The sequence below is a fragment of the Paraburkholderia sacchari genome (assembly GCF_000785435.2).
Taxonomy (GTDB): domain Bacteria; phylum Pseudomonadota; class Gammaproteobacteria; order Burkholderiales; family Burkholderiaceae; genus Paraburkholderia; species Paraburkholderia sacchari.
This window is the reverse complement of the sequence record NZ_JTDB02000013.1, coordinates 88,275-112,530: the sequence shown is the minus strand read 5'-3', so window position 1 is coordinate 112,530 and position 24,256 is coordinate 88,275. Positions and strand designations below refer to the sequence as shown.

Sequence of the window (24,256 nt, the reverse complement as noted above, 5' to 3'; positions counted from 1 at the left end):
AAATTCAAGCTCGACTGCAGTAGCGAGGCATCAGAGAAAGCGCGTGGGCCGGCGCAGGCTCGCCGGCGTGTGCTGCGCGACGCGCGCGGCGCCCGATTGCACGCGCGTGCGCCGCAGCGTCGCGCGCTTGTACCAGACCGGCGTAGCCGTTTGTTTCACGCGCCAGTTCTTGCGTTTGACGCCAGCCGCATTCGCGGCGCCCGAGCGCCATGACGTGACGCCGCCCGAATCACCCGCGCCGCCGGCCACGCCGGACGCATCCGAATCGGCGCTGCCGGCTGTGCTGGACATGCCACCCGTGCCCGCGTTCCAGGCGTCGTTCAGCTCAGTTTCATGCTTGCGCAGGTTCTCGTGAACGGTGTTCTCGACGTTGTGCGCGGCCTTTTCGAACTCGCCCTTCATGCGGCGCAATTCGTCCAGTTCGATTTCGCGCGTGACTTCCGCCTTGACGTCGTTGACATAGCGCTGCGCGCGCCCGAACAGGGCGCCTGCCGTACGCGCGACGCGCGGCAGACGCTCCGGCCCGAGAACGACCAGCGCGACGACGCCGATCAGCGCCATCTTGGTTAGACCCAGATCGAGCATGGATAAAGCTTTCCGTCAGCCGTGAGGCGGGAAATAACGGCTGCCGCGCTTAGCGGAAGTCGTTCGAACGCGGGGTCTTGTCCTTGGCGTCGACATCGACCGTGCCGCCGTTATTCGGCAGTTCGCGCTTTTGCGTATCGGCACCGGACTCTTCGCCCTCGCGCATGCCTTCCTTGAAACCCTTCACCGCACCGCCCAGATCGCTGCCGATATTGCGCAGCTTCTTCGTGCCGAAGACGAGCGCCACGATCAACAACACGATCAGCCAATGCCAGATGCTCAACGAACCCATGATCAAAACTCTCCTTAACCCCGTTGCCGCGCCTCATACGCAGCGAATAAACATTGGCGCGCGAACGCGCTTCATGACGCCCGCGCCCATCGACCGGTCCGGCGCAACGCCGTGTGTCCGGTGCCAGGCGGGTTGTCGGGCAACGCGCCCGGTATGCTACCTGTAAGGTATTTCGGCTGCGTGGCAATGCGCCCCTTTTTCAGCCGCTCCTGCGGGTTCTGCCGTTCTGGCGCGCAAGCGCGCTATCCCATTCGCTGCCACGGACGCGGCCCGGCCAGCAGATGCGCGTGCAGGTGATAGACCTCCTGTCCGCCGCCGGGTCCCGTATTCACCACGGTGCGATAGCCGGTCTCGCCGCCTGTGTAGGACACGCCCAGCTCTCTCGCCAACCGCGCAACCAATACAAACATTCTACCAAGCAGCGCAGCCTCGTTTTCACCGCAATCGGCAAGGGTGGGTATATGTTGGCGCGGGATTACCAGCACGTGAGTTTGTGCCGCCGGCCGGATGTCACGGAACGCAATGAACTCGTCGTCTTCATAGACGCGCGTGCTCGGGATCAGGCCGTCGGCGATCTTGCAAAAGAGACAGGTGCTGCGGTCGTGACTCATAGTGTTCCTGGGCAGCCGTGCGAAGAGAAAGCGTGCCGGATTTCGCTCCGAGACCCAGCGTACTAGCGCGTCAGAACCACGCGCGCGGATCGGACAACGGCTTGTTGTCGTGCAGATACAGCCAGCCTTTGATGATACGGTACAACGTCCAGATTGCGACAGCCCACAAAACCGGAATGCCGATCAGCACGAACAAGAGCGCAATACCGATCAAATGCCCCACGAGCCCAAGCCAGAACGTGCGGATCTGCCACGTGAAGTGCTGCTCGTAGGGCGTGCCCACGGCCTCGTCGCGCTTGATGTAGTTGATGATGATCGCCACCAGCACGGTCACGCCGCCGGTAAGCCAGTAGAACGCGTAAAGCCCATACAGGACGTGCGTAAGCGTGCGCAGGCTGCGCAGACGATCCGCGTCGAGCGGATCGCGCTCCGGAGTGCGGTAGGCAGGAGGCGGATAGCCGCCGGGGGTGGACATATATGGCATCTCCCTGTCGAGCACGACTCGCGTGCATCTCATGGGCGAGGGGCGCCGATCGCCCGGCCCGAGAATTCGACTCGAATCCGGGGCCCGAATTCAATCTCGCGGCATCAGTCGCCGTTTTCTTCGCGCTCGCGGCTCTTGCGCAGGGCCTTTTCTTCGAGACCCGAAAGCCCTTCGCGGCGCTCCAGCTCCGCCAGCACGTCGGCGGGACTCAGCTCGAAATGCGAAAGCGTGACGAGGCAATGGAACCACAGATCGGCCATTTCGCCGACCAGCGCCTTCGGCGCGCCGCCCTGGCGCACGTCCTTGGCGGCCAGCACGACTTCGGTGGCTTCTTCGCCGACCTTCTTGAGCACGGCGTCATCGCCCTTGTGAAAGAGGCGCGCGACGTAGGAAGCATCGGGGTCGCCGCCCTTGCGGCTGTCGATCACCGCTGCAAGGCGCAGCAGGGTGTCGTTGGTGTTCAGTTGCGTCATTTGTAGATGTGTTCGGGGTCTTTCAGCACGGGATCGACGGCGACCCAGCGGCCTTCGTCGACGGTGCCTTCGAATTGCTGGAAAAAGCACGAGTGACGGCCCGTGTGGCACGCGATGCCCGACACCTGCTCGACCTTGAGCAGCACGACGTCTTCGTCGCAGTCGAGGCGGATGTCGTGCACCTGCTGCACGTGCCCCGACTCCTCGCCCTTGAACCACAGGCGCTGGCGCGAGCGCGAAAAATAAACCGCGCGGCGCAGTTCTACCGTCTTGGCGAGCGCTTCGCGGTTCATCCACGCGAACATCAGCACGTCGCCGGTCGTGGCTTCCTGGGCGATCACGGGCACGAGGCCGTTGGCGTCCCAATTGACCTTGTCGAGCCAGCCGGCCTTTGCGATGTCGCTGGCAGGTTTGTTGCCAGTATCAGCGTTGCTCATGACGTCACATCCTCACCGAAATGCCCTGCCCGGCCATGAAGCGCTTGGCCTCGCCCACGGTGTGCTCGCCGTAGTGGAAGATGCTTGCGGCCAGCACGGCGTCGGCATGGCCCTTGACGATGCCGTCCGCGAGATCCTGCAGGCCGCCAACGCCGCCCGAGGCGATCACGGGAATCGGCACCGCGTCGGACACCGCGCTCGTGAGCGCGAGATCGAAGCCGCTCTTGGTGCCGTCGCGGTCCATGCTCGTGAGCAGGATTTCGCCCGCGCCGAACTCGGCCATCTTGCGCGCCCATTCGACGGCGTCGATACCCGTGGCCTTGCGGCCGCCGTGCGTGAACACTTCCCAGCGCGGCGCTTCGCCCGGTGCGGACATGCGCTTCGCATCGATGGCCACGACGATGCACTGCGAGCCGTATTTATCGGCGGAATCGCGCACGAGTTGCGGATTGGCAACGGCCGACGAGTTCATGCCGACCTTGTCGGCGCCGGCGTTGAGCAGACGCCGCACGTCGGTGACGGCGCGCACGCCGCCGCCCACCGTCAGCGGAATGAAGACCTGCGAGGCCACCGCTTCGATGATCGGCAGGATCAGATCGCGTTGGTCCGAAGTGGCCGTGATGTCGAGGAAGGTGAGCTCGTCGGCGCCCTGGTCGTCGTAGCGGCGCGCGATTTCGACGGGGTCGCCCGCGTCGCGCAACTCGACGAAGTTGACGCCCTTGACGACCCGCCCGGCGGTCACGTCGAGACAGGGAATGATGCGTTTGGGTAGAGCCATGATCTTGCCGATGTTGCCAGGCGCGCCGAAACCGCGGCAGCTACGCCTATAGTCGCGCGATAGCGGTTATCGCGAAATTAGCCGGCGGCCGAATCTTCAGGAACGGACTTGCCGCCCCTTGCCGGTCGCACCGAGAACCCAAAAGTGGACCGGCCCCCACCGGGAGGCCGCCCACGCAACGCTTCAAGCGTCGTCAGACTCGCGCAGGCTGTCCGCGTGCGTTTGCGCCTGGGCGAAATCGAGATCGCCCGAGTAGATCGCGCGGCCGCAGATCACGCCTTCGATGCCTTCGTCCTCGACTTCGCACAGCGCGTCGATATCGGCGAGATTCGACAGGCCGCCGCTTGCGATCACCGGAATCTTCACCGCGCGCGCGAGGCGCACCGTCGCTTCGATGTTGATGCCCTGGAGCATACCGTCGCGGCCGATGTCGGTGTAGATGATCGACTCGGCGCCGTAGTCCTCGAACTTGCGTGCGAGATCCACGACTTCGTGGCCCGTGAGCTTGCTCCAGCCGTCGGTGGCGACCTTGCCGTCCTTCGCGTCGAGCCCGACGATGATATGGCCCCCGAACGCCGTGCACGCTTCCTGAAGGAAGCCCGGGTTCTTCACGGCAGCAGTGCCGATGATCACGTAGGACAGGCCGTCGTCGAGATAGCGCTCGATGGTGTCGAGGTCGCGGATGCCGCCGCCAAGCTGCACGGGGATCTCGTCGCCGACTTCGCGGATGATCTCGCGAATCGCATCTTCGTTCTTCGGCTTGCCGGCGAACGCGCCGTTCAGATCGACGAGGTGCAGACGCCGCGCGCCGCGCTCGACCCAATGTCGGGCCATGGCCGCCGGTTCCTCGGAAAAAATCGTCGCCTGGTCCATATCGCCTTGTTTTAGGCGAACGCAGTGACCGTCTTTGAGATCGATGGCCGGAATCAGCAGCATAGCAATCGGGTGATATCAGGGAGTGTGGTTGGAATCAGCCGGCAACGGTCGGGGCTGAGCCCCGATCCGACGCCGTTTCGCTAGTTTAGTACAACTCTTTCGGCAGCCTTGCTGATGCAAATCGGCTTTGGGCGACGCATGCGCGCAGGCCTTGGCCTTCGAACGAACAGCGCCGCACGTGAATCAGGGGTTCCAGTGAACGAAGTTGCGATAGACGCGCAAGCCCGCCGCAGCGCTCTTTTCCGGGTGGAATTGGGTGGCGAAGATGTTATCCCGCGCCACCGCCGAGGTAAAGGCCGCGCCGTACGGCGTTTCGCCTACCGTATGGGCCGGGTCGGCCGGCACCACATAGTAGCTGTGCACGAAGTAAAAGAAGCTTTCGTCGGGCACGCCGTCCCACAGCGCATGCGCGCGCGACTGGCGCACGCGGTTCCAGCCCATCTGCGGCACCTTGAAACGCGAGCCGTCGTCCTGGAGCCGCCCTTCGAGCTCGAAGCGCACGACCTTGCCGGGGAGCAGGCCGAGCCCCTTCGTGTCGCCTTCGGCGCTCCAGTCGAACAGCATCTGCTCGCCCACGCACACGCCCATCAACGGCTTGGTGCGCGAGGCTTCGAGCACGGCGTCCTGCAAGCCCGATTCCGCGAGGCTGCGCATGCAGTCGGGCATCGCGCCCTGGCCCGGCAGCACGACGCGGTCAGCCGCGCGAATCGCCTCGGGGCGCTCGACGATCTGCACGTCGGCTTCCGGCGCGGCCTGTTTCAGCGCCTGGGCCACCGAACGCAGGTTGCCCATCCCGTAATCCACAATCGCAATTGAAGTTTTCATCTCGGCTACCGCTTACAAGCTGCCCTTGGTCGACGGAATCTTGCCTGCCTGGCGCTCATCGAGCTCGGCGGCCTGGCGCAGCGCGCGGCCGAAGGCCTTGAACACGGTTTCCATCTGGTGGTGCGCGTTCAGGCCGCGCAGATTGTCGATGTGGAGCGTCACGCCCGCGTGATTGACGAAGCCGCGGAAGAATTCGATCGACAGATCGACATCGAACGTGCCGATGCGCGCGCGCGTGAACGGCACGTGGAACTCGAGGCCCGGACGGCCCGAGAAGTCGATCACCACGCGCGAGAGCGCCTCGTCGAGCGGCACGTAGGCGTGGCCGTAGCGGCGGATGCCCTTTTTGTCGCCGATGGCCTGCGCGACCGCCTGGCCGAGCGTGATGCCGACGTCTTCCACCGTATGGTGGTCGTCGATATGGGTATCGCCATGCGCCTCGACTTCCAGATCGATCAGACCGTGTCGCGCGATCTGGTCGAGCATGTGGTCGAGAAACGGCACGCCGGTCGCGAGCTTCTGCTCGCCGGTGCCGTCCAGATTGATTTTCACGCTGATTTGCGTTTCGCTGGTATTGCGAACGACTTGCGCGACGCGCATGGCAATTTCCTTCAAACAGCCCGTAACGGAGGGTTCATGGAACAAAAGCCCGAAGCGCTGGTGACACTGTGCGCTTCAGGCCGATGAGATCGGATTACTTGAGCACGAGCTTCAGGGCGGCGAGCAAGCGCGCGTTTTCGTCGGGGGTCCCGACGGTCAGGCGTACGCAATTCGCCAGCAATGGGTGCATTTTACTCACGTTTTTGACCAAAACCCGCGCCGTCAGCAGGGTATCGAACACGGCGGAGGCATCGGGCACGCGCACCAGCAGGAAATTGCCGGCGCTTTCGAACGCTTCGGCGCCCGGCAGCTTTGCAACATCGGCGGCCAATTGCGCCCGGTCCGCGCGCAATTGGGCAGCCTGCGCGTCGAGCACGTCGATATGGTCGAGCAGAAAATCGGCGGTGGCCTGGGTAAGCACATTCACGTTATAGGGCGGGCGCACCTTGTCGAATTCGTTGAGCCATGCCGTACGGCCCGCGAGGTAGCCCAAACGGATGCCCGCGAGCCCGAGCTTGGACATCGTGCGCATCACGACCATGTTATCGAAGGCGCCCGCGCGCGACATCCAGCTCGCCTGCGCGAACGGCTGATAAGCCTCGTCGATCACGACGAGCCCGCCCGCTGCATCGGCAGCTTCGATAATGCGCTCGATGTCGGCATCGGCGAACAGCGTGCCAGTCGGGTTGTTCGGGTACGCCAGCCAGATCACGGCCGGCCGGTGCTCGGCGACGGCGGCCAGCATGGCATCGCAATCGAGCGTGAAATCGGCCTTGAGCGGCACGCCGACGAACTCCACCTGCGCGAATTTCGCCGACATCGCATACATCACGAAGCCCGGCACCGGCGCGAGCACCTTCGCGCCCGGCTTCGCGCACGCCATCGTGATCATGCTGATGATCTCGTCCGAGCCGTTGCCGAGCAGCACGTCGCACCCGGGCGGCACTTGCATCGCGGCCTTGAGCTTCGCCATGAGCGCTTCGGGGCGCGGCGCCGGATAGCGGTTGAGCGCGACGCCCGCGAGATGCTCGCCCAGTTGCGCCGCGAGCGCGGTCGGCAACGTGTACGGGTTCTCCATGGCGTCGAGCTTCACGAAGCCGGTGGCGTCGGGAACCGGGTAGCTCGTCATTGCGAGCACGTCGGGGCGGATGATGTCTAGTGGTGTCGTCATTGTCGATTGGCTCGCGCGCGAGGCGTGGAGCCGGCACGGACGGCCAGCCGGATGCGCCGGCGAACTGCGGCGCCAATGCGCTGCAGGGCCGTCCCGGTTGGCGCCCATACCTGCTTTGGGGCGCGCGGGTTACTTCGGTGTTCCAAACATTGGGCTCAGGCGTGCGTGCGTCTTTCGCGCCGATGCTTGCGAACGTCTCCTCGGGGGTGTGCGGCACGCATGAAGCTCATGCATGCCGCGCTGTTTTGATTCTAGTGCCGCTTCAGACCTGCTTCATGCGGTACTCGGCGCTGCGCGCGTGAGCCTGGAGGCCTTCGCCGTAGGCGAGTTCCGCGGCGATCTCGCCGAGCGTTTGCGCGCCCTCCGCGCTCACCTCGATCACGCTCGATCGCTTGATGAAATCATAGACGCCGAGCGGCGACGAGAAACGTGCGGTACGAGACGTAGGCAGCACGTGATTCGGCCCCGCGCAGTAGTCGCCGAGGCTCTCGCTCGTGTAGCGGCCGAGGAAGATCGCGCCCGCATGGCGGATTTCGACGCCCCACTTCTGCGCATCGAGCGCCGAGATTTCGAGGTGCTCGGGCGCGATGTCGTTGGCGATCGCGCAAGCTTCGGCCATGTCGCGCACCTTCACGAGCGCGCCGCGGTTCGTGAGCGACGTCGCGATGACTTCGGCGCGCGGCATGGTGGGCAGGAGCTCGTCGATGGCGTCTTCCACGCGCTTGATGAACGCTTCGTCAGGGCACAGCAGAATCGATTGCGCGAGCTCGTCGTGCTCGGCCTGCGAGAACAGGTCCATCGCGACCCAGCGCGGATCGGTCGTGCCGTCGCACAGCACGAGAATCTCGGAGGGCCCGGCGATCATGTCGATGCCGACCGTGCCGAACACGCGGCGTTTGGCTGAGGCCACATAGGCGTTGCCCGGGCCGCAGATCTTGTCGACGGCCGGAATGGTGCGGGTGCCATAAGCGAGCGCGCCCACGGCCTGCGCGCCGCCGATGGTGAATACGCGGTCGACGCCGCCGAGCAGCGCAGCCGCCAGCACGAGCGGATTCTTCACACCATCGGGCGTGGGCACGACCATGATGATCTCGCGCACGCCCGCAACCCGCGCGGGAATCGCGTTCATCAGCACGGATGATGGATACGCAGCCTTGCCGCCCGGCACGTAGAGGCCCACGCGGTCGAGCGGCGTGACCTTCTGGCCGAGCACGGTGCCGTCGGCTTCGGTGTACTGCCAGCTATGCGAGCCGCACTCGATGCGCTGCTTCTCGTGGTAGCCGCGCACGCGCGCGGCCGCCGCCTCGAGCGCCGCGCGCTGCTTGGGTTCGAGACTTTCGAGCGCCGCCTCGAGCTCGCTCAGCGGCAGCTCCAGCGCGTCGACGCTGGTGGCGCTCAGGCGGTCGAAGCGGTTCGTGTAGTCGAGCACGGCGGCGTCGCCGCGCGCCTTCACATCGGCGAGAATTTGCGCGACCGAGCGCTCGATGGCCTCGTCCTCGCTCGCCTCGAAGGCGAGCACGCCATGCAGCGCCGCCTTGAAGCCTTCGGCGCTCGAATCGAGTTTGCGCATCGTGATAGCCATGCTGATATCCATCCGGAACGGTTAAGTGCGGGTATTGCGCGAGTTAGGCGCGTTTATGCACGCGACGCGCGTTCGAACGCGTCGAGAATCGGCCGCAGCGCGGCGCGCTTTAACTTGAGCGCCGCCTGATTCACGACGAGGCGCGAAGAGATGTCCATGATCTCCTCGACCTCGACCAGATTGTTCGCACGCAGCGTGCCGCCCGTGCTGACGAGGTCGACGATCGCGTCGGCGAGGCCGACGAGCGGCGCGAGTTCCATCGAGCCATAAAGCTTGATGAGGTCGACGTGCACGCCCTTGGCCGCGAAGTGCTGGCGCGCCGATTCCGTGTACTTGGTGGCCACGCGCAGCCGCGCGCCCTGGCGCACGGCATTCGCGTAGTCGAAGCCCGACTTCACGGCCACCGAGAGGCGGCAGCGCGCGATGTCGAGATCGATCGGCTGATAGAGCCCGTCGCCGCCGTGTTCGAGCAGCACGTCCTTGCCAGCCACGCCGAAGTCGGCCGCGCCGTACTCGACATACGTGGGCACGTCGGTCGCGCGCACGATGATCACGCGCAGATTCGGGTCGGTCGTCGGCAGTATCAGCTTGCGCGAGGTTTCCGGGTCTTCGGTCACCTCCACGCCCGCGGCGGCGAGCAGCGGCATCGTCTCTTCGAAGATGCGGCCCTTCGAGAGCGCCAGCGTGAGCGGCGCGCCGGCGGCGGCGGCCGGCGTGGGCTTGGACTCGACCGTGCTCATGCCGCATTCCCCTTGATGCGCTTCACTTTCGCGCCGATCTTGTTGAGCTTTTCTTCCATGCGGTCGTAGCCGCGGTCGAGGTGATAGATGCGGTCGATGAGCGTCTCGCCGTCGGCGCACAGGCCGGCAATCACGAGGCTCGCCGAAGCGCGCAGATCGGTCGCCATGACCTTCGCGCCCGAAAGCTTCTCGACGCCGGCGACCAGCGCCGTCTTGCCGTCGATCGTGATGCTCGCGCCCAGGCGGTTCAGTTCCTGCACGTGCATGAAGCGATTCTCGAAGATCGTTTCCACGACTTGAGCGGTGCCGTCCGCGATCGCGTTGAGCGCCATGAACTGCGCCTGCATATCGGTCGGGAACGCCGGGTATTCCGCGGTGCGCAGGTTCACGGCGCGCGCGCGTTCATGCATGCGCACGCGCATCCAGTCGTCGCCCTCTTCGATCGCCACGCCCGCTTCGCGCAGTTTGTCGGTAACGGCGTCGAGGATGCCAGGGCGCACGCGGCGCAGCGTGACGTCGCCGCCCGCGGCCGCCACCGCGCACAGGAAGGTGCCGGCTTCGATGCGGTCAGGAATGACCGTATGCTCTGCGCCATGCAGCTTTTCCACACCTTGAATGACGAGGCGGTCGGTGCCGATGCCCTCGATCTTCGCGCCCATCGCCACGAGCAGGTGCGCGAGGTCGCCCACTTCGGGCTCGCGCGCGGCGTTCTCGATCACCGTCTCGCCGTCGGCCAGCACGGCGGCCATCAGCAGATTTTCCGTGCCGGTGACCGTGATCATGTCGGTGACGATGCGCGCGCCCTTCAGGCGCTTCGCGCGCGCCTCGATGAAGCCGTGCTCGATGTTGATCTCGGCGCCCATCGCCTGGAGGCCCTTGATGTGCTGGTCCACGGGGCGCGCGCCAATCGCGCAGCCGCCCGGCAGCGACACCTTCGCCTCGCCGAAGCGCGCGACGAGCGGCCCGAGCACGAGAATCGACGCGCGCATGGTCTTCACGAGCTCATACGGCGCGACGAGGTTATCGACCTTCGAGGCGTCGAGCTGCACGCGGTTGCCATCCTGCTCCGTGCGCACGCCCATCTGGTTGAGCAGCTTGAGCGTGGTGCGCACGTCCTGGAGGTCGGGCACGTTGTCCAGATGGACGGGTTCCGCGCTCAGCAGGCTCGCGCAGAGAATGGGGAGCGCCGCGTTCTTCGCACCCGAAACGGTCACTTCCCCTGCGAGCTGCTGCCCGCCGACGATGACGAGTTTGTCCATGCCTGAGGTTTCCTGATCGGTGCGGCCGGCTTGCGGCTTCGCGTCATGTTGTGCAGCGCCGCTCGCGGCGGCGCCATTGTCCTGGGTGATTCGCACTGAGATTCCAGATTATGCGTTCTGCCATTCGGCGGGCGTGAGCGTCTTCATGCTGAGCGCGTGGATTTCCTCGCGCATGCGCTCGCCGAGCGCCGCATAGACGAGCTGATGGCGCTGGATCAGGCGCTTGCCTTCGAACGCGGGCGACACGATCGTCGCGAAGAAGTGCTGACCATCGCCCTCGACTTCGAGATGCTCGCACGCGAGCCCTGCCGAGATGTACTGCTTGACCTGTTCCGGAGTCGGCAACATGGTGGGTGGCTCCTGCCTCAATTGCATTTAGTGGCGCAGCTTATAGCCGCTTGCGAGCAGACGCATCGCCAGCGTGGCCAGCACCACGAAAAAGACGAAAACAATCGCGAGACTTGCGAGCGGGTTAATGTCGGACAAGCCGAAAAAACCGTAGCGGAAGCCATCGATCATGTAGAAAAACGGGTTCAGCCGCGACACCTCGCGCCAGACCGGCGGCAGCGTATGCGTCGAATAGAACACGCCCGAAAGGAACGTGAGCGGCATGATAAGAAAGTTCTGAAACGCCGCGAGCTGGTCGAACTTCTCGGCCCAGATCCCGGCGATCAGGCCGAGCGTACCGAGGATCGCCGAGCCGAGCACCGCAAACGCGATGATGTAGAGCGGCGCGGAAAAGCTCATCGGGATGAACCAGATCGTCACGACGAACACGCCCGCGCCAACGGCGAGGCCGCGCACGATCGAAGCGAGCACGTAGGCTCCAAACATCTCCCAGGCGGCCAGCGGCGGTAATAGTACGAATACGAGATTGCCCGTGATCTTCGATTGAATGAGCGAAGAAGACGAGTTCGCGAAGGCGTTTTGCAGCACGCTCATCATTACGAGCCCGGGAATCAGGAAGCTCGTGTACTCGACGCCCGGATACACCTCCACGTGGCCGCGCAGCGCGTGGCCGAAGATCGTCAGATAGAGCAGCGCGGTGATGACCGGTGCGAGCACGGTCTGGAAAGAGACCTTCCAGAAACGCAGCACTTCCTTGTAGAACAGGGTACGAAAGCCGCTCATGCCAGCCCCTCGATGACTTCAGGACCGTTCATCACCTGTACGAAGACATCCTCCAGATCGGCTTTGCGCACTTCCACTTCTTCCAGTTTGCAGCCGTTCGCGCGGCACAGCGACAGAATGCGCTCGACTTCGTCGTAGTTGGCGAGGCGCAGCAGGTGCTGGCGCTCACGGCCGTTCGGCAAATCAGACGTTTCCACTTCGAGCGCGCGCAGCTCGGTGGGCAGCACGCCTTCGGAAAAGCGCACGAACAGCTGCGTGCCCGCAAAGCGTTGCAGCAGCGTGCTGGTGCGCTCGAGCGCCACCACCTCGCCCCGCCGCAGCATGGCGATGCGATCGCACAGCTCTTGCGCTTCCTCCAGATAGTGCGTGGTGAGCACGATGGTGTGGCCTTCGCGGTTCAGGCGCGCAATGAATTTCCAGAGCGTCTGGCGCAGCTCGACGTCCACGCCGGCGGTGGGCTCGTCGAGCACGATCACGGGCGGCCGGTGCACCAGCGCCTGCGCGACCAGCACGCGGCGCTTCATGCCGCCCGACAGCGCGCGCATGTTCACATCGGCCTTTTCGGTGAGGTCGAGATTGGCCATGATCTCGTCGATCCACGCATCGTTGCTGCGCAGGCCAAAATAACCGGACTGGATGCGTAGCGTCTCGCGCACCGTGAAAAACGGATCGAACACCAGTTCCTGCGGCACCACGCCGAGATTGCGGCGCGCGTTGCGATAGTCGTGCACCACGTCGTGACCGCGCACGGTAATCGAGCCTTCGTCAGCGCGCGCGAGGCCGGCAAGACAGCTGATGAGCGTCGTCTTGCCTGCGCCGTTCGGGCCGAGCAGCCCGAAGAACTCGCCTTCTTCTACGGTGAAGCTGACGCCCTTGAGCGCCTGAAGCTCTTTGTAGCGCTTTTTGACGTTGCGGATTTCTATGGCTGGCATGACTGAAACGCCGCCCGTCGCGAACGGCGCGGCTGATAGGTGCATCTACGCTGCGGGGAAGACCGGAATTGGGGACGGCTATACCGCCTTCGAAGCTCCCGAAAACCGGGGCAACGCCCAAAAAACGTTTGATTATAGGACAAGTCGAAGAGCCCGGCCTGGGCCCGGTCTGGACTTGAAGACGGAAGCGGCGGCGTGCGGCAACCGGATTCGCGCGCCAAGGTGGCGCTCGACCGTCATGTCCGCGAGGCCGCCGCGCGTCAATGTCGCTCGTGGAGGAGCGAGTCGACGCCGTAAGCGCGCGCGAGGGACGCGAGCGCGGTGGGGAGATTCAGAACGTTGAGGATGACGCCACGCTCGCGCGCCGCGCGCTGCCATGCGATCAGCACGGCAAGCGCCGATGAATCGAACTGCATGAGCGGCGCGCAATCGACGGCGCTGGCGCCTGCCGAGATCTGCGCGAGCCCTGCCGAGAGCGCGGCCTTCGCGCTCTCGAGGTTCAGCGTGGCGCCGGTGGCGAAGTGCTCGCTCACGAAGCAGCCTTGCCGGCGGCGAGTTGCTGGTTACGCTGCGTGAGGAAGCTGATGAGGCCCTGCACGCCGCCCTGCTGGATCTTCTCCTGGAACTGCTGCTGGTAAGCCTGGATCAGCCATGCGCCGAGCACGTTGATGTCATACACACGCCAGCCTTGCGACGTCTTGTACAGGCGGTAGTCGAGCTCGATCGGCTGGCCGTTGTTCATGACGGTCGAACGAACCACGACATCGGTATCGTCCGGGTTCGCGCGGAACGGCTTGTACATGATCTGCTGATCGCGCACCTGGGCGAGCGCGCCCGAGTACGTGCGAATCAGGAGCATCTTGAACTGCTCGGTGACCTGTTGCTGCTGCTCGGGCGTGGCCGTGCGCCAGTTGCGGCCCATGGCGAGCTGCGTCGTGCGACGGAAGTCCGTGTACGGCAGAATCTTCTCGTTCACGAGTTCGGTGATCTTGGTGATATCGCCGGACTGGATCGACTTGTCGCCCTTGATCTGGTCCATCACCTGCTGTGTGATCGACTTCATCATGGCGTCAGGGTTGCTGGTATCCACCGTTTGCGCGGACGCTGCGCCGGCAAACGCAAAAAACATGGCAAAAATCGGGTACAGAAAGAATTTCTTCATAGCGAGTCCTGCAAGTTGGGGAACAACGCCCCGTTGGAGGTCAACGATATCACGCGCGCTTCGAGGCACCGAGTCAAAGAATGCCAGGAAACTGCGACAAGCGTTTCAGCTTGTTACGTCACATTTAAGGGCCGGGGCCCGGGCCATCGCCTGTAACGTGCTGGTCGGCTGGCGCCATCAATGCAAGCGCAGCAGACCCGGAGCCCCAATACCAATGCGCGCCGGCGGAACGAACTGTTCGCCCGGCACTGCGGCGCCGGACGCGCCCGCCGGTGCCGCAGCCCCTGACGCCGGCGCCGCGGGCGCCGGTGTTGCGCTATCGGGGCTGGCCGGCGCCATGCTGGCCGCCGTCGGCGCTGCGGCACGCGCAGCGCCCGATGCCGGAACCGCGGCACCCGCCGCTCCCGCCGCTCCTGACACCCCCCCAGCGGGCGCTGCCGCACCCTCGTCGGGCTCGCCATAGTTCGGCGGCGGCGCGCCATCGCCGTAATCGGGCAGATTGCCCGACGTGTGACCGTCCGAGAGCAGGTACTGGCGGCGCTGCAGATAGGCATTACGCAAGAACGAATACTTGTCGATCGCGGCGCCTTCGAGCAGGTCGCTCGCGCCCAGCAGGTTCGCACGCGCACTCACCACGTCCAGGCCGTAAAGGCCCCACGAAAGCGCCGGCGGATTCACATATGTGAGCGGGTTGATGAAGTAATTGCCCACCATCCCCACGCCGTCGCGCACGGTGCTCGGGCCGAGCAGCGGCAGCACCAGATAAGGGCCAGCCGGCACGCCATAATGGCCGAGCGTGAGGCCGAAGTCCTGGCTGTGCTTGGGCAGTTTGGCGAGCGACGCCACGTCGAACAGGCCGCCCACGCCGAAGACCGTGTTGATCACGATCCGCATGATGTCCTCGACGCCATCGGCAATCTTCAACTGCAGCAGGTTGTTGGCCGCGTTGTAGACATCGCCGATGTTCGCGAAGAAGTTCGTCACGCTGTCGCGCACCGGCTGCGGCGTGACTTTCACGTAGCCCTTTGCAACCGGCTTGAGCGCGTATCGGTCGACCGTGTCGTTGAAAGTGTAGACCGAGCGGTTAAAGCCTTCCCAGGGGTCGTCCTTCGAAGGCGTCTGCACCGTCGAACACGCCGTCAGCGCGAGCGCCACGGCCCCGACCGTGATGGAGCGCATGCGAGGGATCGTCATTTTTATATTCTCCTTATTGCGCCGCTGCGCCCGAGCCAGCCGGCGCAGGCGCGGGTGCCGGCACGGAGGCGGCGTGCTCGCCGCCAGCCCCGTTCGCAGCGGCTGGCGCGGGCGCAGCGGCGCTGCCGCCCGACTTCCCCGAATCGGCTGCCTTGCTGTAGAGGAACTGGCCGATCAGGTTTTCGAGCACGATCGCCGATTGCGTCATTGAGAGCGTGTCGCCGGCCTTGAGCATTTCCGTGTCGCCTCCCGGCTCCAGCCCGATATACTGCTCGCCGAGCAGGCCCGAGGTCAGGATCTTCGCCGACGAATCCTTCGGGAATTGATACTGCTGGTCGATGTTGATCGTGACGAGCGCCTGATAGGTGTTCGTGTCGAAACCGATGGACGCCACCCGGCCCACGGTCACGCCCGCGCTCTTCACGGGCGCGCGCGGCTTGAGTCCGCCGATATTGTCGAACTTGAGCTTGACCGGGTAGGTCGGCTGGAACGACAGCGAGCTCATGTTGCCGGCCTTCAGCGCGAGAAACAGCAGCGCAATGAAGCCCAGCACCACGAACAGGCCGACCCAGAAGTCGAGAGCAGTCTTTTTCATCGTCATTCCAATCAGAATCCGTTGTGGCGGCGCCATGCACGAGGCGCCCGCGCTCCATCCTTAGCTGAACATCAGCGCGGTGAGCAGGAAGTCGAGGCCCAGCACCGCAAGCGACGCGTACACAACGGTCTTGGTAGTCGCGCGCGACACGCCTTCGGGCGTGGGCTTGGCCTCGTAGCCTTGATATAGCGCCGTAAACGTGACGGCGAAGCCGAACACGATGCTCTTGATCACGCCATTGCCCACGTCGGCCCAGACATCGACGCCGCCTTGCATCTGCGACCAGAACGCGCCCGCGTCCACGCCGATCAGCAGCACGCCCACCACGTAGCCGCCCAGAATGCCGACCGCGCTGAAGATGGCCGCCAGAACGGGCATGGCGACCACGCCCGCCCACATGCGCGGCGCAACCACGACGCGCACCGGGTCGACCGCCATCATTTCCATGGCCGTGAGTTGCTCGCCCGCCTTCATGAGGCCGATTTCGGCCGTGAGCGAAGTGCCCGCGCGGCCCGCGAACAGCAGCGCCGTGACGACGGGCCCGAGCTCGCGCACGAGCGAGAGCGCGACCAGCAGCCCGAGCGCCTGCTCGGAGCCGTAGCGGTTGAGCGTGTAGTAGCCCTGCAGGCCCAGCACGAAGCCCACGAACAGGCCCGACACCGCGATGATCAGCAGCGAATAATTACCGACGAAGTGGATCTGCTTCGTGACAAGGCGCGGACGGCGCAGCAGCGGGAAGAATTCCAGCACGAGGCGCACGAAGAAGCGCGAGGCATGGCCGGCGCGCGTGATCGAGTCGAGGACCGCGCGGCCGAGCGAACTGATGGCGCCGATCATGAGCGGCCTCCGCCGACGCCGAAGTCCGCGTCGAGCGGCACGTCCGTCGGGTAATGAAAGCGGAACGGGCCGTCAGGCGCGCCGTCGATGAACTGGCGCACGATCGGGTCAATCGAGGCGCGCAGTTCGGCGGGCGTGCCCTCCGCCTGCACGCGGCCGTTCGCGAGGAAATACACGTAGTCGGCAATCGCGAACGATTCGGGCACGTCGTGCGTGACGAGGATCGACGTGGCGCCGAGCGCGTCGTTCAAGGTGCGGATCAGGTTCGCGGTGATGCCGAGGGAAATGGGGTCGAGGCCGGCAAACGGCTCGTCGTACATCATGAGTTCGGGGTCGAGCGCGATCGCCCGCGCGAGCGCCACGCGCCGCGCCATGCCGCCCGAAATCTCCGAAGGCGCGAGGTCGCGCGCACCGCGCAGACCCACCGCGTTGAGCTTCATGAGCACGAGGTCGCGGATCAGTTCTTCGGGGAGATCGGTGTGTTCGCGCAGCGCAAACGCGACGTTTTCGAACACCGACATGTCGGTGAAGAGCGCGCCGAACTGGAACAGCATGCCCATTTTCCGGCGCAGCGCGTAAAGGCCTTCGCGCGATTGCACGCCGATATCCTGGCCCTGGAACAGCACCTGCCCGCGCTGGGCGCGCACGAGGCCGCCGATCAGCCGCAGCACCGTGGTCTTGCCGCCGCCCGAGCCGCCCATGACCGCAACCACCTGACCGCGCCGAAAGCGCATGTTCAGGCCGGACAGGACGAGCCGGTCGCCGTAGCCGAAGTCGACGTCGCGCAGCTCTAGAAGGGTCTCAGAGTTCGAGGGCACGTAGCAGGCAGTCCATTTATACGAAGGCGGGATTATAGGGCCATCGTACGAATGCTGCCGTGGCACGCCCAAGCCCCTTGATGCAAGTCGGGCATCCCCGAGGGGGCCGCGGCTCGCGCTTGCGCGCCGGCCGGCCCGGAACGAATCCGGAGCGCGGACGGCGGCGAAGCGGGCTAATTATTGCGTAAACGCGTTGCGCAGCGCAGCAACCGCGGCTGCCGGGTCGGCGGCCTCGGTGACGGCGCGCACAACCGCCGCGCTGGGTGCGCCGGTCGCGAGCACTGCGGGGAGCGCGGCAAAGTCGATGCCGCCGATCGCGACCATCGGCACCACGCCGTCGAGCAGCTTCACGTAGCGCGCGAGACGCGCGAGCCCTTGCGGCGCGGTCGGCATGGTCTTGGTCGTGGTGGCAAACACCGCGCCGCACGCAATGTAGCTCGGCCGGAAATGCAGCGCGGTCAGCATCTCGAAATAACCGTGCGTCGACAGACCGAGGCGGATGCCCGATGCGGCGAGTGCGTTCAGATCCGCCTCGCGCAAATCCTCCTGGCCCAGATGCACGCCGTACGCACCTGCGGCCATCGCCGCCTGCCAGTGGTCGTTGATGAAGAGCTGCGCGTCGTGCTTGCGGCCCGCCGCGACGCACCGCTCGATCTCGCGCGTGAGCTCCGGAGACTTCGGCTGCTTGCTGCGCAGCTGCACGGTCTTCACGCCGTAGTCGAGCACGCGCTCGACCCAGTCGGCGGTGGGCAGCACGGGGTAGAGGCCGAGCTTCGCGGGGCACGGCGCGAACGGCTGCGCGGGCGCATCGGGCAAGCCGAGCACGCGCGGAAAACGGGCGATGTCGACCGGCCACGCGTCAGCCTGCTGCTCGTCGCCGTCGCGCCAGGCGAGCGCCAGCACGAGCGCATCGTGCGGATCGAAGCCGCAGTCGAGAAACGCCGCCAGCGCCGGAATCCAGTCCTCCGCGAGCGTGCCTTCGAGCGCGTAGCGCTCGCCGCCCAGATGCAGCGTCGCGCGGCCCGCCGAAGGCGTGCCCGCCGCCTCGATCACGCCCGCGCCATCGGTCATCCAGCGCGCGATGTTCGCGAGATGCGGCGCGGCGTCGGTCACGATGATCAGATCGCCGCCGTTGGGCGAGTCGGGCGGCGTCAAGCAGATGCGCCACGGCGCGTGTGTAGGCTGCCAGTCGCCAAGGCGCGCGCGAATGCGCTCCACCGTTTCGGTGAGTTCATCTGCGGGCGGCCAGAACAGGTCGCGATCCTTGAGTCGCAGCGTTTGGGTCATTGCTGGCCTCCATCCTGATGCCAGAACGGCATGCCGACCACGGGCGTGCTCGCCACGGCCGCCTCGCGCTCGGCCATCGGCCCGGCGAGATATGCGGTGCGACCCGCCTCGACGCCCAGCGCAAACGCGCGCGCCATCGCCTCGGGGTGCGTGGCTTGCGCCACGGCCGTGTTCAGCAGCACGCCGTCGAAGCCCCACTCCATCACCTGCGCCGCATGCGACGGCAGGCCGAGACCCGCGTCGACGATCAGCGGCACGTCGGGCAGCCGCTCGCGCAGCACGCGCAGGCCATACGGATTGATCACGCCCTTGCCCGTGCCGATGGGCGCGCCCCACGGCATCAGCGCCTCGCAGCCCGCATCGAGCAGGCGCCGGCCGATCACGAGGTCTTCGGTGCAGTAAGGCAGCACCTTGAAGCCGTCCTTCACGAGGCGCGCCGCGGCTTCGATCAGGCCCACCGGATCCGGCTGGAGCGTGTAGTCATCGCCGATCAGCTCGAGCTTGATCCAGTCGGTCTCGAAGACTTCGCGCGCCATGTGCGCTGTGGTGACCGCCTCGTTGACCGTGAGGCAGCCCGCGGTGTTCGGCAGGAACGGCACGCCGTGGCGCTTGAGCAAATCGAAAAAGCCGGCTTCCGCGGTGCCGTCGTTCATCTGGCGGCGCAGCGCGATGGTGATCATGCCGGGGCGCGCGGCCTCCATCGAATCGGAGAGCGCTTGCAGCGACGGATAGCGCGAGGTGCCGAGCAGCACGCGGCTCGCGAAGGTTTCGCCGTACAGCGTGAGGGCATCGGCGGTCGGATGATGAGTCATGGCTTGAATCCTGGACAGGTGGCAGCGGACAGGCGGCGCGCGGAACGCGAGTGAAGCGGCGGGATCGCGCGTGCGATCAGCCGCCGGCCACCGGGCTGACGACGTCGAGGCGGTCACCCGCCGAAAGCGTGCGCGCCCCGTGCTGGGTGCGCGTGACGAAATCGCCGTTCACGGCGACGGCAAACGGCGGACGCGCGCCGAATGCGGCGAGCGCATCGGCGACAGTCGCGCCTTCGGGCAGCGTGAGCGGCTTCTGGTTGATCTGGATATCCATGGCAATTCGTCTGACTACGTTGTTTCCGGCAAGGCGCGAACCGTGCGCCTCGTCTCCTGTTGGTGATGTCGCGCGCGCGGGCCTGGTTTTACGATCGGTTCCCGGGCGCGCTTGGGCCGCCCTGGTTCACGCGGGCTCGTGCGCACCCTGCGGCGCGTGCAGCATCGACGCCCAGCGCGATTCGCGGCGCAGCGACTCGAAGGCGTCGGCGTCGGCGAGCTGGCCCGCCAGCATCGCCTCGGCCACGCGCACCGCCTCGTCGGCCACGGCGGGCGCGATCATGAAGCCGTGGCGATAGAGACCGTTCACGCGCAGCGTAGTGCTGCCCCCCCGGCCGTCACCCTGTCCGCCGTCCCAGATGAGCGCGGGACGGTGATCGGGCAGTGTCGGACGGCACTGTGAGTTCAATTCGAGAATGCGCGCCTCGCCAAAGGCCGGATGCACGGCGAACGCCGCGCTCAGCAATTCGAGCGCCGAGCGCACGCTCACGGGCGAGCGATCCTCGCCCTCGATCTCGGTTGCGCCGATCACATAGAGATCGTCCTGTTTCGGCGCGATATAGAGCGGATAGCGCGGATGCAGCAGGCGCACCGGCCGCGTGAGGCCGATGCCCGGCGCGTGCACGCGCGCTACTTCGCCGCGAATGCCGCGCAGCGCCGGCAGCGCCGGCTTGGCGCCAAGGCCCCGGCAATCGATCGTCACGCGCGCGCGCGGCAGGCTCGTGTCCTCGACGCTCGTGTGCCAGTGCGTTTGCACGCCGCGCTGCGCGAGGCCCGCTGCCAGCGCCGCCAGCGCCTGGCGGTTGTCGAGCTGGCCTTCGCCGGCCAGCAGCCAGCCGCGCGCGAAGCGCCCGGCGAGCGCCGGTTCGGCGGCGTCGATCTGCGCGCCCACCAGCGTAGTGAAGTTGGCGTCTGCAAGTGCGCGCGGCGCGTTCGCGCGCACGCGGCGCTCGAACAGCGGCGCCTCGGTGCGATCGGCGTGATGCCAGACCACGAGCGTGCCGTTGCGCTGGAAAAACACGGGCTCGGGCAACTCGGCGAGAATGCGCGGCCAGGTCTCGAGCGAGGCGACGCCCAGCTCGGTGATCAATAGTTCGGCGACGGCGGCCTCGGCCAGCGGCGCGAGCATCGCCGCCGCGATCCAGGCGGCCGACTCGCCGCCCTCGGGCCCGCCGCGCTCATAGAGCGCCACGCGATGCCCCGCGCCCGCGAGACGCCATGCAACGAGACGTCCGCATAGCCCGCCGCCGAGCACGGCGAAATCGGGCATGGAGGACGCCGACGCGTGAGCGCCGGCAGAAACCGGGGAATGATCTGAATAAGGTGCAGAAGAGGCGGTCATCGTATCCTTTCCGTACGGCAAACAAGCATGCGTACCCAAGGACGAAACCGGCTGGCAAAGCCGGCCGTGCAAACGACGTGAAGCGCAAAAACCCGACATGCGCGGCACGTGCTGCCCGGCGGGAATCTGGACGCCTGAATGACCCCGGCCGAAACGAATCGGCCGCTCGAACTCATCATCCACGGCGCCAGCAAGACTTTCCGGAAACTTCCCGCGCCGGTATTACCCGGATCGGGTGCGAAGGGTCTCTCTCAGCCTCACGGCGGCCTGCCAGTGAAGCACCCCTGTTTCGTCAGCGGTCATTAGACCACAAAAGCCGCGCACGCCGCAAACCACCGCGGGACGGCCGGCTATTTCTGCTCTGGCACAATGCCCGAGCCACGGTGAACCCCAGCACACGCGGGCGGTGAGACAATGTCGAACCCGCGTCGCCCGGACGCCGCGTGCAGACGATTAAGTCTTGTTTAAGCGCTTCGGGACACAATCGCTGCGCCACGACGCCGCGTGCGGCGGGTATCGTCTATTCCGGCCGCGGGCCGGCACAACATCAGGACGCACATGACCAACCTCACTCCCCGCGCCACGCCGGATCAGAACGAGCATCACAAGATCACGGCCTGGAGCCTGATCAAGCCCTACTGGGTGTCCGAGGAACGCTGGGTCGCCTGGGGCCTGCTGGTGGCGATCATCGCAATGAATCTCACCGTCGTGTGGATCAACGTGCGGCTCAACGACTGGAACCGCGACTTCTACAACGCGCTGCAAAACAAGGATGCCAAACAGTTCCCGCATCTGCTGATGATCTTTACCGCGCTGGCGTTCGGGTTCATCATCCTCGCGGTGTACGGGCGGTATCTGCGCCAGATGCTCGGGTTTCGCTGGCGCCAGTGGCTCACCACGCGCTTCCTGAACGAATGGCTCGGCCAGGGCGCGTTCTACCGCATCGAGCGCGACCGCCTCGCCGACAACCCCGACCAGCGGATCAGCGACGACCTCCAGTCGTTCGCCACCACCACGCTCTCGCTCACGCTCGACCTGCTCTCCACGGTCGTCACGCTGGTCTCCTTCATCATGATCCTGTGGTCGCTCGCGGGCGCGCTCACGTTCGCGGTGGGCGGCACGCCCATCACGATTCCGGGTTACATGGTGTGGGCCGCCGCGCTCTACGCCGTGTTCGGCTCGCTCGTGATCCAGAAGGTCGGCCATCCGCTCGTGTCGATCAACTATCAGCAGCAGAAAGTGGAGGCGGATTTCCGCTTCGGCCTGATTCGCCTGCGTGAGAACGCCGAGCAGATCGCGCTCTACGACGGCATGGACACCGAGCGCAACAACGCGCAGGGCCTGTTCCACCACATCCGCGACAACTGGTGGCGCGTGATGAAGTACACGAAGCGCCTCACCTTCGTGCTGAGTTTTTATGGCCAGATCGCCATCATTTTTCCGATCGTCGTGGCCTCGCCGCGCTACTTCGCGGGCGCCTTCACCTTCGGCGTGCTGATGCAGATTTCGAGTGCGTTCGGTACCGTGAGCGACTCGTTCTCGTGGTTCATCAACAGTTACTCCACCCTCGTCGAATGGCGCGCCACCGTGAACCGTCTACGCGAATTCGTGCGCGTGATGCACTCGCCGCGCCTGAAGGAGACCGTCTCGCCCGCAACCGAACACGGCGGCATCAATCTGCACTACGTCGACAACAACGCGGTTTCGACCGAGCATCTCAAGCTCGCGCTGCCCAACGGCACGCCGCTCTCCGAGGTGCGCGACATCGCCATCAAGCCCGGCTCGCGCTGGCTCGTGCGCGGCCCCTCGGGCGCGGGCAAGAGCACGCTGATCCGCGCGCTCGCGGGCCTCTGGCCGTTCGGCGAGGGCTCAATCGACGCGCCCGTCGACGCGCGCATGATGTTCATTCCGCAGCAGAGCTATCTGCCGATCGGCACGCTCAAGGCCGCGCTCACCTACCCCTCGCCCGCCGACGACTACAGCGACGAAGACTGCCGCGACGCGCTGCGCGCATGCCGCCTCGAAGACTACGTGGAGCGCCTGCACGAGTCGGCGCACTGGACCCGCGTGCTCTCGCCGGGCGAGCAGCAGCGGCTTGCTGGCGCGCGCGTGCTGCTGCACAAGCCCGACTATCTGTTCCTCGACGAAGCAACGAGCGCGCTCGACCCCGACAACGAAAGCCGTCTCTACAAGCTCTTCGTGGAACGACTGCCGAAATCGGCAATCGTGAGCGTGGCGCACCGCGAGTCGCTCGCGGCGTACCACCACGAGACGCTCGAAATCGAGCGCACGCCTGAGGAGCGGGTCGCGGCGTGAGCGGGACAAACACCAGCGCGCGCGTCGTCCTGATCACGGGCGCGGGCTCCGGCATTGGGGCCGCGCTCGCCCGGCGCCTGGCCGCTCCCGGCGTCGCGTTGATGCTGCATGCGCGAGGCGCCGATGAAGCGGCGCGAGCGCGCCTCGCCACCGTTGCGTCAGCGTGCGAAGCGCAAGGCGCGGCCTGCGCGACCGCCTGCGCCGATCTGGCCGTTGCAGGCGCAGCCGCGCGGCTCGTCGAAACGACGCTTGCGCGCTTTTCGGCGCTCGATCAACTGGTCGCCAACGCGGGCCACGCACGGCGTCAGTCGCTCACGGACCTCGAGCCCGACACGCTCGCCGCCACCTTCGCCTCGATGCCCGCCGCGTTCGCGGCGCTCGTGCGCGAGGCGCGGCCTGCGTTGGTGCGCTCGGCGCACGCCCGCGTGGTGGCGGTCAGCTCCTTTGTTGCGCACCGCTACCGCGCCGATGCACCGTTTGCCGCCACCGCGGCCGCCAAGGCCGCGCTCGAATCGCTCGCAAAGAGCGCCGCCGCCGAACTCGCGCCGCACGGCGTGACCGTGAACTGCGTGGCGCCGGGCTACACCCGCAAGGACGCAGGCCCGAAGCCCGAAAACGCGCCGGCCTGGGCGCGCGCCGCCGAGGCCACGCCGCTTGGCCGCGTAGCGGAACCCGCGGACATCGCCGAACTCATCGCCTTTTTGCTGTCCGACGCAGCACGCCATATCACCGGCCAGACCATCCACGTCGACGGCGGCCTGACGCTGGGCTGAAGCCCGGCGCA

Annotated in this window: 29 protein-coding genes and 1 riboswitch; of the genes, 2 read left to right on the top strand and 27 right to left on the bottom strand. The window is 66.0% G+C overall.

Going from position 1 to position 24,256, the window contains the following annotated elements:
* Positions 1 to 30 precede the first annotated feature (30 nt).
* The 27 genes from tatB to NH14_RS29995 form a co-directional block, all read right to left on the bottom strand.
* Positions 31 to 585, bottom strand: a complete 555-nt coding sequence (gene tatB / locus NH14_RS30125; protein WP_035531629.1) for a Sec-independent protein translocase protein TatB — start codon at positions 583 to 585, stop codon at positions 31 to 33.
* 49 nt (positions 586 to 634) lie between these two features.
* Positions 635 to 877, bottom strand: coding sequence for a Sec-independent protein translocase subunit TatA (gene tatA, locus NH14_RS30120; protein ID WP_035531630.1), 243 nt, complete (start codon positions 875 to 877; stop codon positions 635 to 637).
* Positions 878 to 1,119: 242 nt separating this feature from the next.
* Positions 1,120 to 1,488, bottom strand: coding sequence for a histidine triad nucleotide-binding protein (locus NH14_RS30115; protein WP_035531632.1), 369 nt, complete (start codon positions 1,486 to 1,488; stop codon positions 1,120 to 1,122).
* 70 nt (positions 1,489 to 1,558) lie between these two features.
* On the bottom strand, positions 1,559 to 1,963 hold the full coding sequence (locus tag NH14_RS30110; RefSeq protein ID WP_035531753.1) for a DUF4870 family protein: 405 nt from the start codon (positions 1,961 to 1,963) through the stop codon (positions 1,559 to 1,561).
* A gap of 113 nt (positions 1,964 to 2,076) precedes the next feature.
* Complete coding sequence (locus tag NH14_RS30105) at positions 2,077 to 2,445, bottom strand: phosphoribosyl-ATP diphosphatase (protein WP_035531634.1); 369 nt, start codon at positions 2,443 to 2,445, stop codon at positions 2,077 to 2,079.
* Positions 2,442 to 2,882, bottom strand: a complete 441-nt coding sequence (hisI, locus tag NH14_RS30100) for a phosphoribosyl-AMP cyclohydrolase (RefSeq protein ID WP_035531636.1) — start codon at positions 2,880 to 2,882, stop codon at positions 2,442 to 2,444. Before hisI ends, NH14_RS30105 begins: the two co-directional genes overlap by 4 nt.
* Before the next feature lie 4 nt (positions 2,883 to 2,886).
* Positions 2,887 to 3,660, bottom strand: coding sequence for an imidazole glycerol phosphate synthase subunit HisF (gene hisF / locus NH14_RS30095; RefSeq protein ID WP_035531638.1), 774 nt, complete (start codon positions 3,658 to 3,660; stop codon positions 2,887 to 2,889).
* A gap of 183 nt (positions 3,661 to 3,843) precedes the next feature.
* Positions 3,844 to 4,596 carry a 1-(5-phosphoribosyl)-5-[(5-phosphoribosylamino)methylideneamino]imidazole-4-carboxamide isomerase gene (gene hisA, locus NH14_RS30090; protein WP_035531639.1) on the bottom strand — a complete coding sequence of 251 codons (753 nt, stop codon included), beginning with the start codon at positions 4,594 to 4,596 and terminating at the stop codon, positions 3,844 to 3,846.
* A 183-nt stretch (positions 4,597 to 4,779) separates the two neighbouring features.
* Positions 4,780 to 5,421 (bottom strand): imidazole glycerol phosphate synthase subunit HisH, encoded by a 642-nt coding sequence (gene hisH / locus NH14_RS30085; RefSeq protein WP_035531640.1) that lies wholly within the window; start codon positions 5,419 to 5,421, stop codon positions 4,780 to 4,782.
* A gap of 12 nt (positions 5,422 to 5,433) precedes the next feature.
* Positions 5,434 to 6,021: an imidazoleglycerol-phosphate dehydratase HisB gene (gene hisB, locus NH14_RS30080; protein ID WP_035531642.1), complete on the bottom strand. Its 588-nt coding sequence runs from the start codon at positions 6,019 to 6,021 to the stop codon at positions 5,434 to 5,436.
* Positions 6,022 to 6,115: 94 nt separating this feature from the next.
* Positions 6,116 to 7,192 carry a histidinol-phosphate transaminase gene (hisC, locus tag NH14_RS30075; RefSeq protein WP_035531755.1) on the bottom strand — a complete coding sequence of 359 codons (1,077 nt, stop codon included), beginning with the start codon at positions 7,190 to 7,192 and terminating at the stop codon, positions 6,116 to 6,118.
* 262 nt (positions 7,193 to 7,454) lie between these two features.
* Positions 7,455 to 8,774, bottom strand: coding sequence for a histidinol dehydrogenase (gene hisD / locus NH14_RS30070; protein WP_035531644.1), 1,320 nt, complete (start codon positions 8,772 to 8,774; stop codon positions 7,455 to 7,457).
* Between the two features lie 53 nt (positions 8,775 to 8,827).
* The gene (hisG, locus tag NH14_RS30065; protein ID WP_035531646.1) at positions 8,828 to 9,514 is read right to left on the bottom strand and encodes an ATP phosphoribosyltransferase; all 687 of its coding nucleotides are present in this window, start codon (positions 9,512 to 9,514) and stop codon (positions 8,828 to 8,830) included.
* Positions 9,511 to 10,773: a UDP-N-acetylglucosamine 1-carboxyvinyltransferase gene (gene murA / locus NH14_RS30060; RefSeq protein WP_035531758.1), complete on the bottom strand. Its 1,263-nt coding sequence runs from the start codon at positions 10,771 to 10,773 to the stop codon at positions 9,511 to 9,513. The genes hisG and murA overlap by 4 nt, the downstream gene beginning before the upstream one ends.
* A gap of 108 nt (positions 10,774 to 10,881) precedes the next feature.
* The gene (locus NH14_RS30055) at positions 10,882 to 11,121 is read right to left on the bottom strand and encodes a BolA family protein (RefSeq protein ID WP_035531648.1); all 240 of its coding nucleotides are present in this window, start codon (positions 11,119 to 11,121) and stop codon (positions 10,882 to 10,884) included.
* A 27-nt stretch (positions 11,122 to 11,148) separates the two neighbouring features.
* Positions 11,149 to 11,904, bottom strand: a complete 756-nt coding sequence (locus NH14_RS30050) for an ABC transporter permease (protein WP_035531649.1) — start codon at positions 11,902 to 11,904, stop codon at positions 11,149 to 11,151.
* Positions 11,901 to 12,836 carry an ABC transporter ATP-binding protein gene (locus NH14_RS30045; RefSeq protein ID WP_035531761.1) on the bottom strand — a complete coding sequence of 312 codons (936 nt, stop codon included), beginning with the start codon at positions 12,834 to 12,836 and terminating at the stop codon, positions 11,901 to 11,903. Before NH14_RS30045 ends, NH14_RS30050 begins: the two co-directional genes overlap by 4 nt.
* Before the next feature lie 260 nt (positions 12,837 to 13,096).
* Entirely contained in the window at positions 13,097 to 13,369 is a 273-nt protein-coding gene (locus tag NH14_RS30040; RefSeq protein WP_035531651.1) for an STAS domain-containing protein, read from the bottom strand.
* Positions 13,366 to 13,998, bottom strand: coding sequence for an MlaC/ttg2D family ABC transporter substrate-binding protein (locus tag NH14_RS30035; RefSeq protein ID WP_035531654.1), 633 nt, complete (start codon positions 13,996 to 13,998; stop codon positions 13,366 to 13,368). Before NH14_RS30035 ends, NH14_RS30040 begins: the two co-directional genes overlap by 4 nt.
* A 177-nt stretch (positions 13,999 to 14,175) precedes the next feature.
* On the bottom strand, positions 14,176 to 15,177 hold the full coding sequence (locus NH14_RS30030; protein ID WP_035531762.1) for an MlaA family lipoprotein: 1,002 nt from the start codon (positions 15,175 to 15,177) through the stop codon (positions 14,176 to 14,178).
* Between the two features lie 28 nt (positions 15,178 to 15,205).
* Positions 15,206 to 15,793, bottom strand: a complete 588-nt coding sequence (gene mlaD / locus NH14_RS30025) for an outer membrane lipid asymmetry maintenance protein MlaD (protein ID WP_176329294.1) — start codon at positions 15,791 to 15,793, stop codon at positions 15,206 to 15,208.
* A 54-nt stretch (positions 15,794 to 15,847) separates the two neighbouring features.
* A complete protein-coding gene (gene mlaE, locus NH14_RS30020; protein WP_035531656.1) occupies positions 15,848 to 16,624 on the bottom strand; it encodes a lipid asymmetry maintenance ABC transporter permease subunit MlaE in 777 nt (258 codons plus the stop codon).
* Entirely contained in the window at positions 16,621 to 17,442 is an 822-nt protein-coding gene (locus NH14_RS30015) for an ABC transporter ATP-binding protein (RefSeq protein WP_035531658.1), read from the bottom strand. Before NH14_RS30015 ends, mlaE begins: the two co-directional genes overlap by 4 nt.
* 177 nt (positions 17,443 to 17,619) lie before the next feature.
* Complete coding sequence (thiE, locus tag NH14_RS30010) at positions 17,620 to 18,729, bottom strand: thiamine phosphate synthase (protein WP_084225819.1); 1,110 nt, start codon at positions 18,727 to 18,729, stop codon at positions 17,620 to 17,622.
* On the bottom strand, positions 18,726 to 19,541 hold the full coding sequence (locus NH14_RS30005) for a thiazole synthase (RefSeq protein WP_035531660.1): 816 nt from the start codon (positions 19,539 to 19,541) through the stop codon (positions 18,726 to 18,728). The genes thiE and NH14_RS30005 overlap by 4 nt, the downstream gene beginning before the upstream one ends.
* 76 nt (positions 19,542 to 19,617) lie before the next feature.
* Positions 19,618 to 19,815 carry a sulfur carrier protein ThiS gene (gene thiS / locus NH14_RS30000; protein ID WP_028218467.1) on the bottom strand — a complete coding sequence of 66 codons (198 nt, stop codon included), beginning with the start codon at positions 19,813 to 19,815 and terminating at the stop codon, positions 19,618 to 19,620.
* Between the two features lie 126 nt (positions 19,816 to 19,941).
* Complete coding sequence (locus tag NH14_RS29995) at positions 19,942 to 21,084, bottom strand: FAD-dependent oxidoreductase (RefSeq protein ID WP_035531662.1); 1,143 nt, start codon at positions 21,082 to 21,084, stop codon at positions 19,942 to 19,944.
* Positions 21,085 to 21,347: 263 nt separating this feature from the next.
* Positions 21,348 to 21,452: riboswitch (TPP riboswitch) on the bottom strand.
* Positions 21,453 to 21,714: 262 nt separating this feature from the next.
* Here NH14_RS29995 and NH14_RS29990 point away from each other — a divergent pair.
* Together NH14_RS29990 and NH14_RS29985 are read left to right on the top strand one after the other, a co-directional pair.
* Positions 21,715 to 23,472 (top strand): ABC transporter ATP-binding protein/permease, encoded by a 1,758-nt coding sequence (locus NH14_RS29990; protein WP_035531663.1) that lies wholly within the window; start codon positions 21,715 to 21,717, stop codon positions 23,470 to 23,472.
* Positions 23,469 to 24,245: an SDR family NAD(P)-dependent oxidoreductase gene (locus NH14_RS29985; RefSeq protein ID WP_035531664.1), complete on the top strand. Its 777-nt coding sequence runs from the start codon at positions 23,469 to 23,471 to the stop codon at positions 24,243 to 24,245. Before NH14_RS29990 ends, NH14_RS29985 begins: the two co-directional genes overlap by 4 nt.
* Positions 24,246 to 24,256 lie beyond the last annotated feature (11 nt).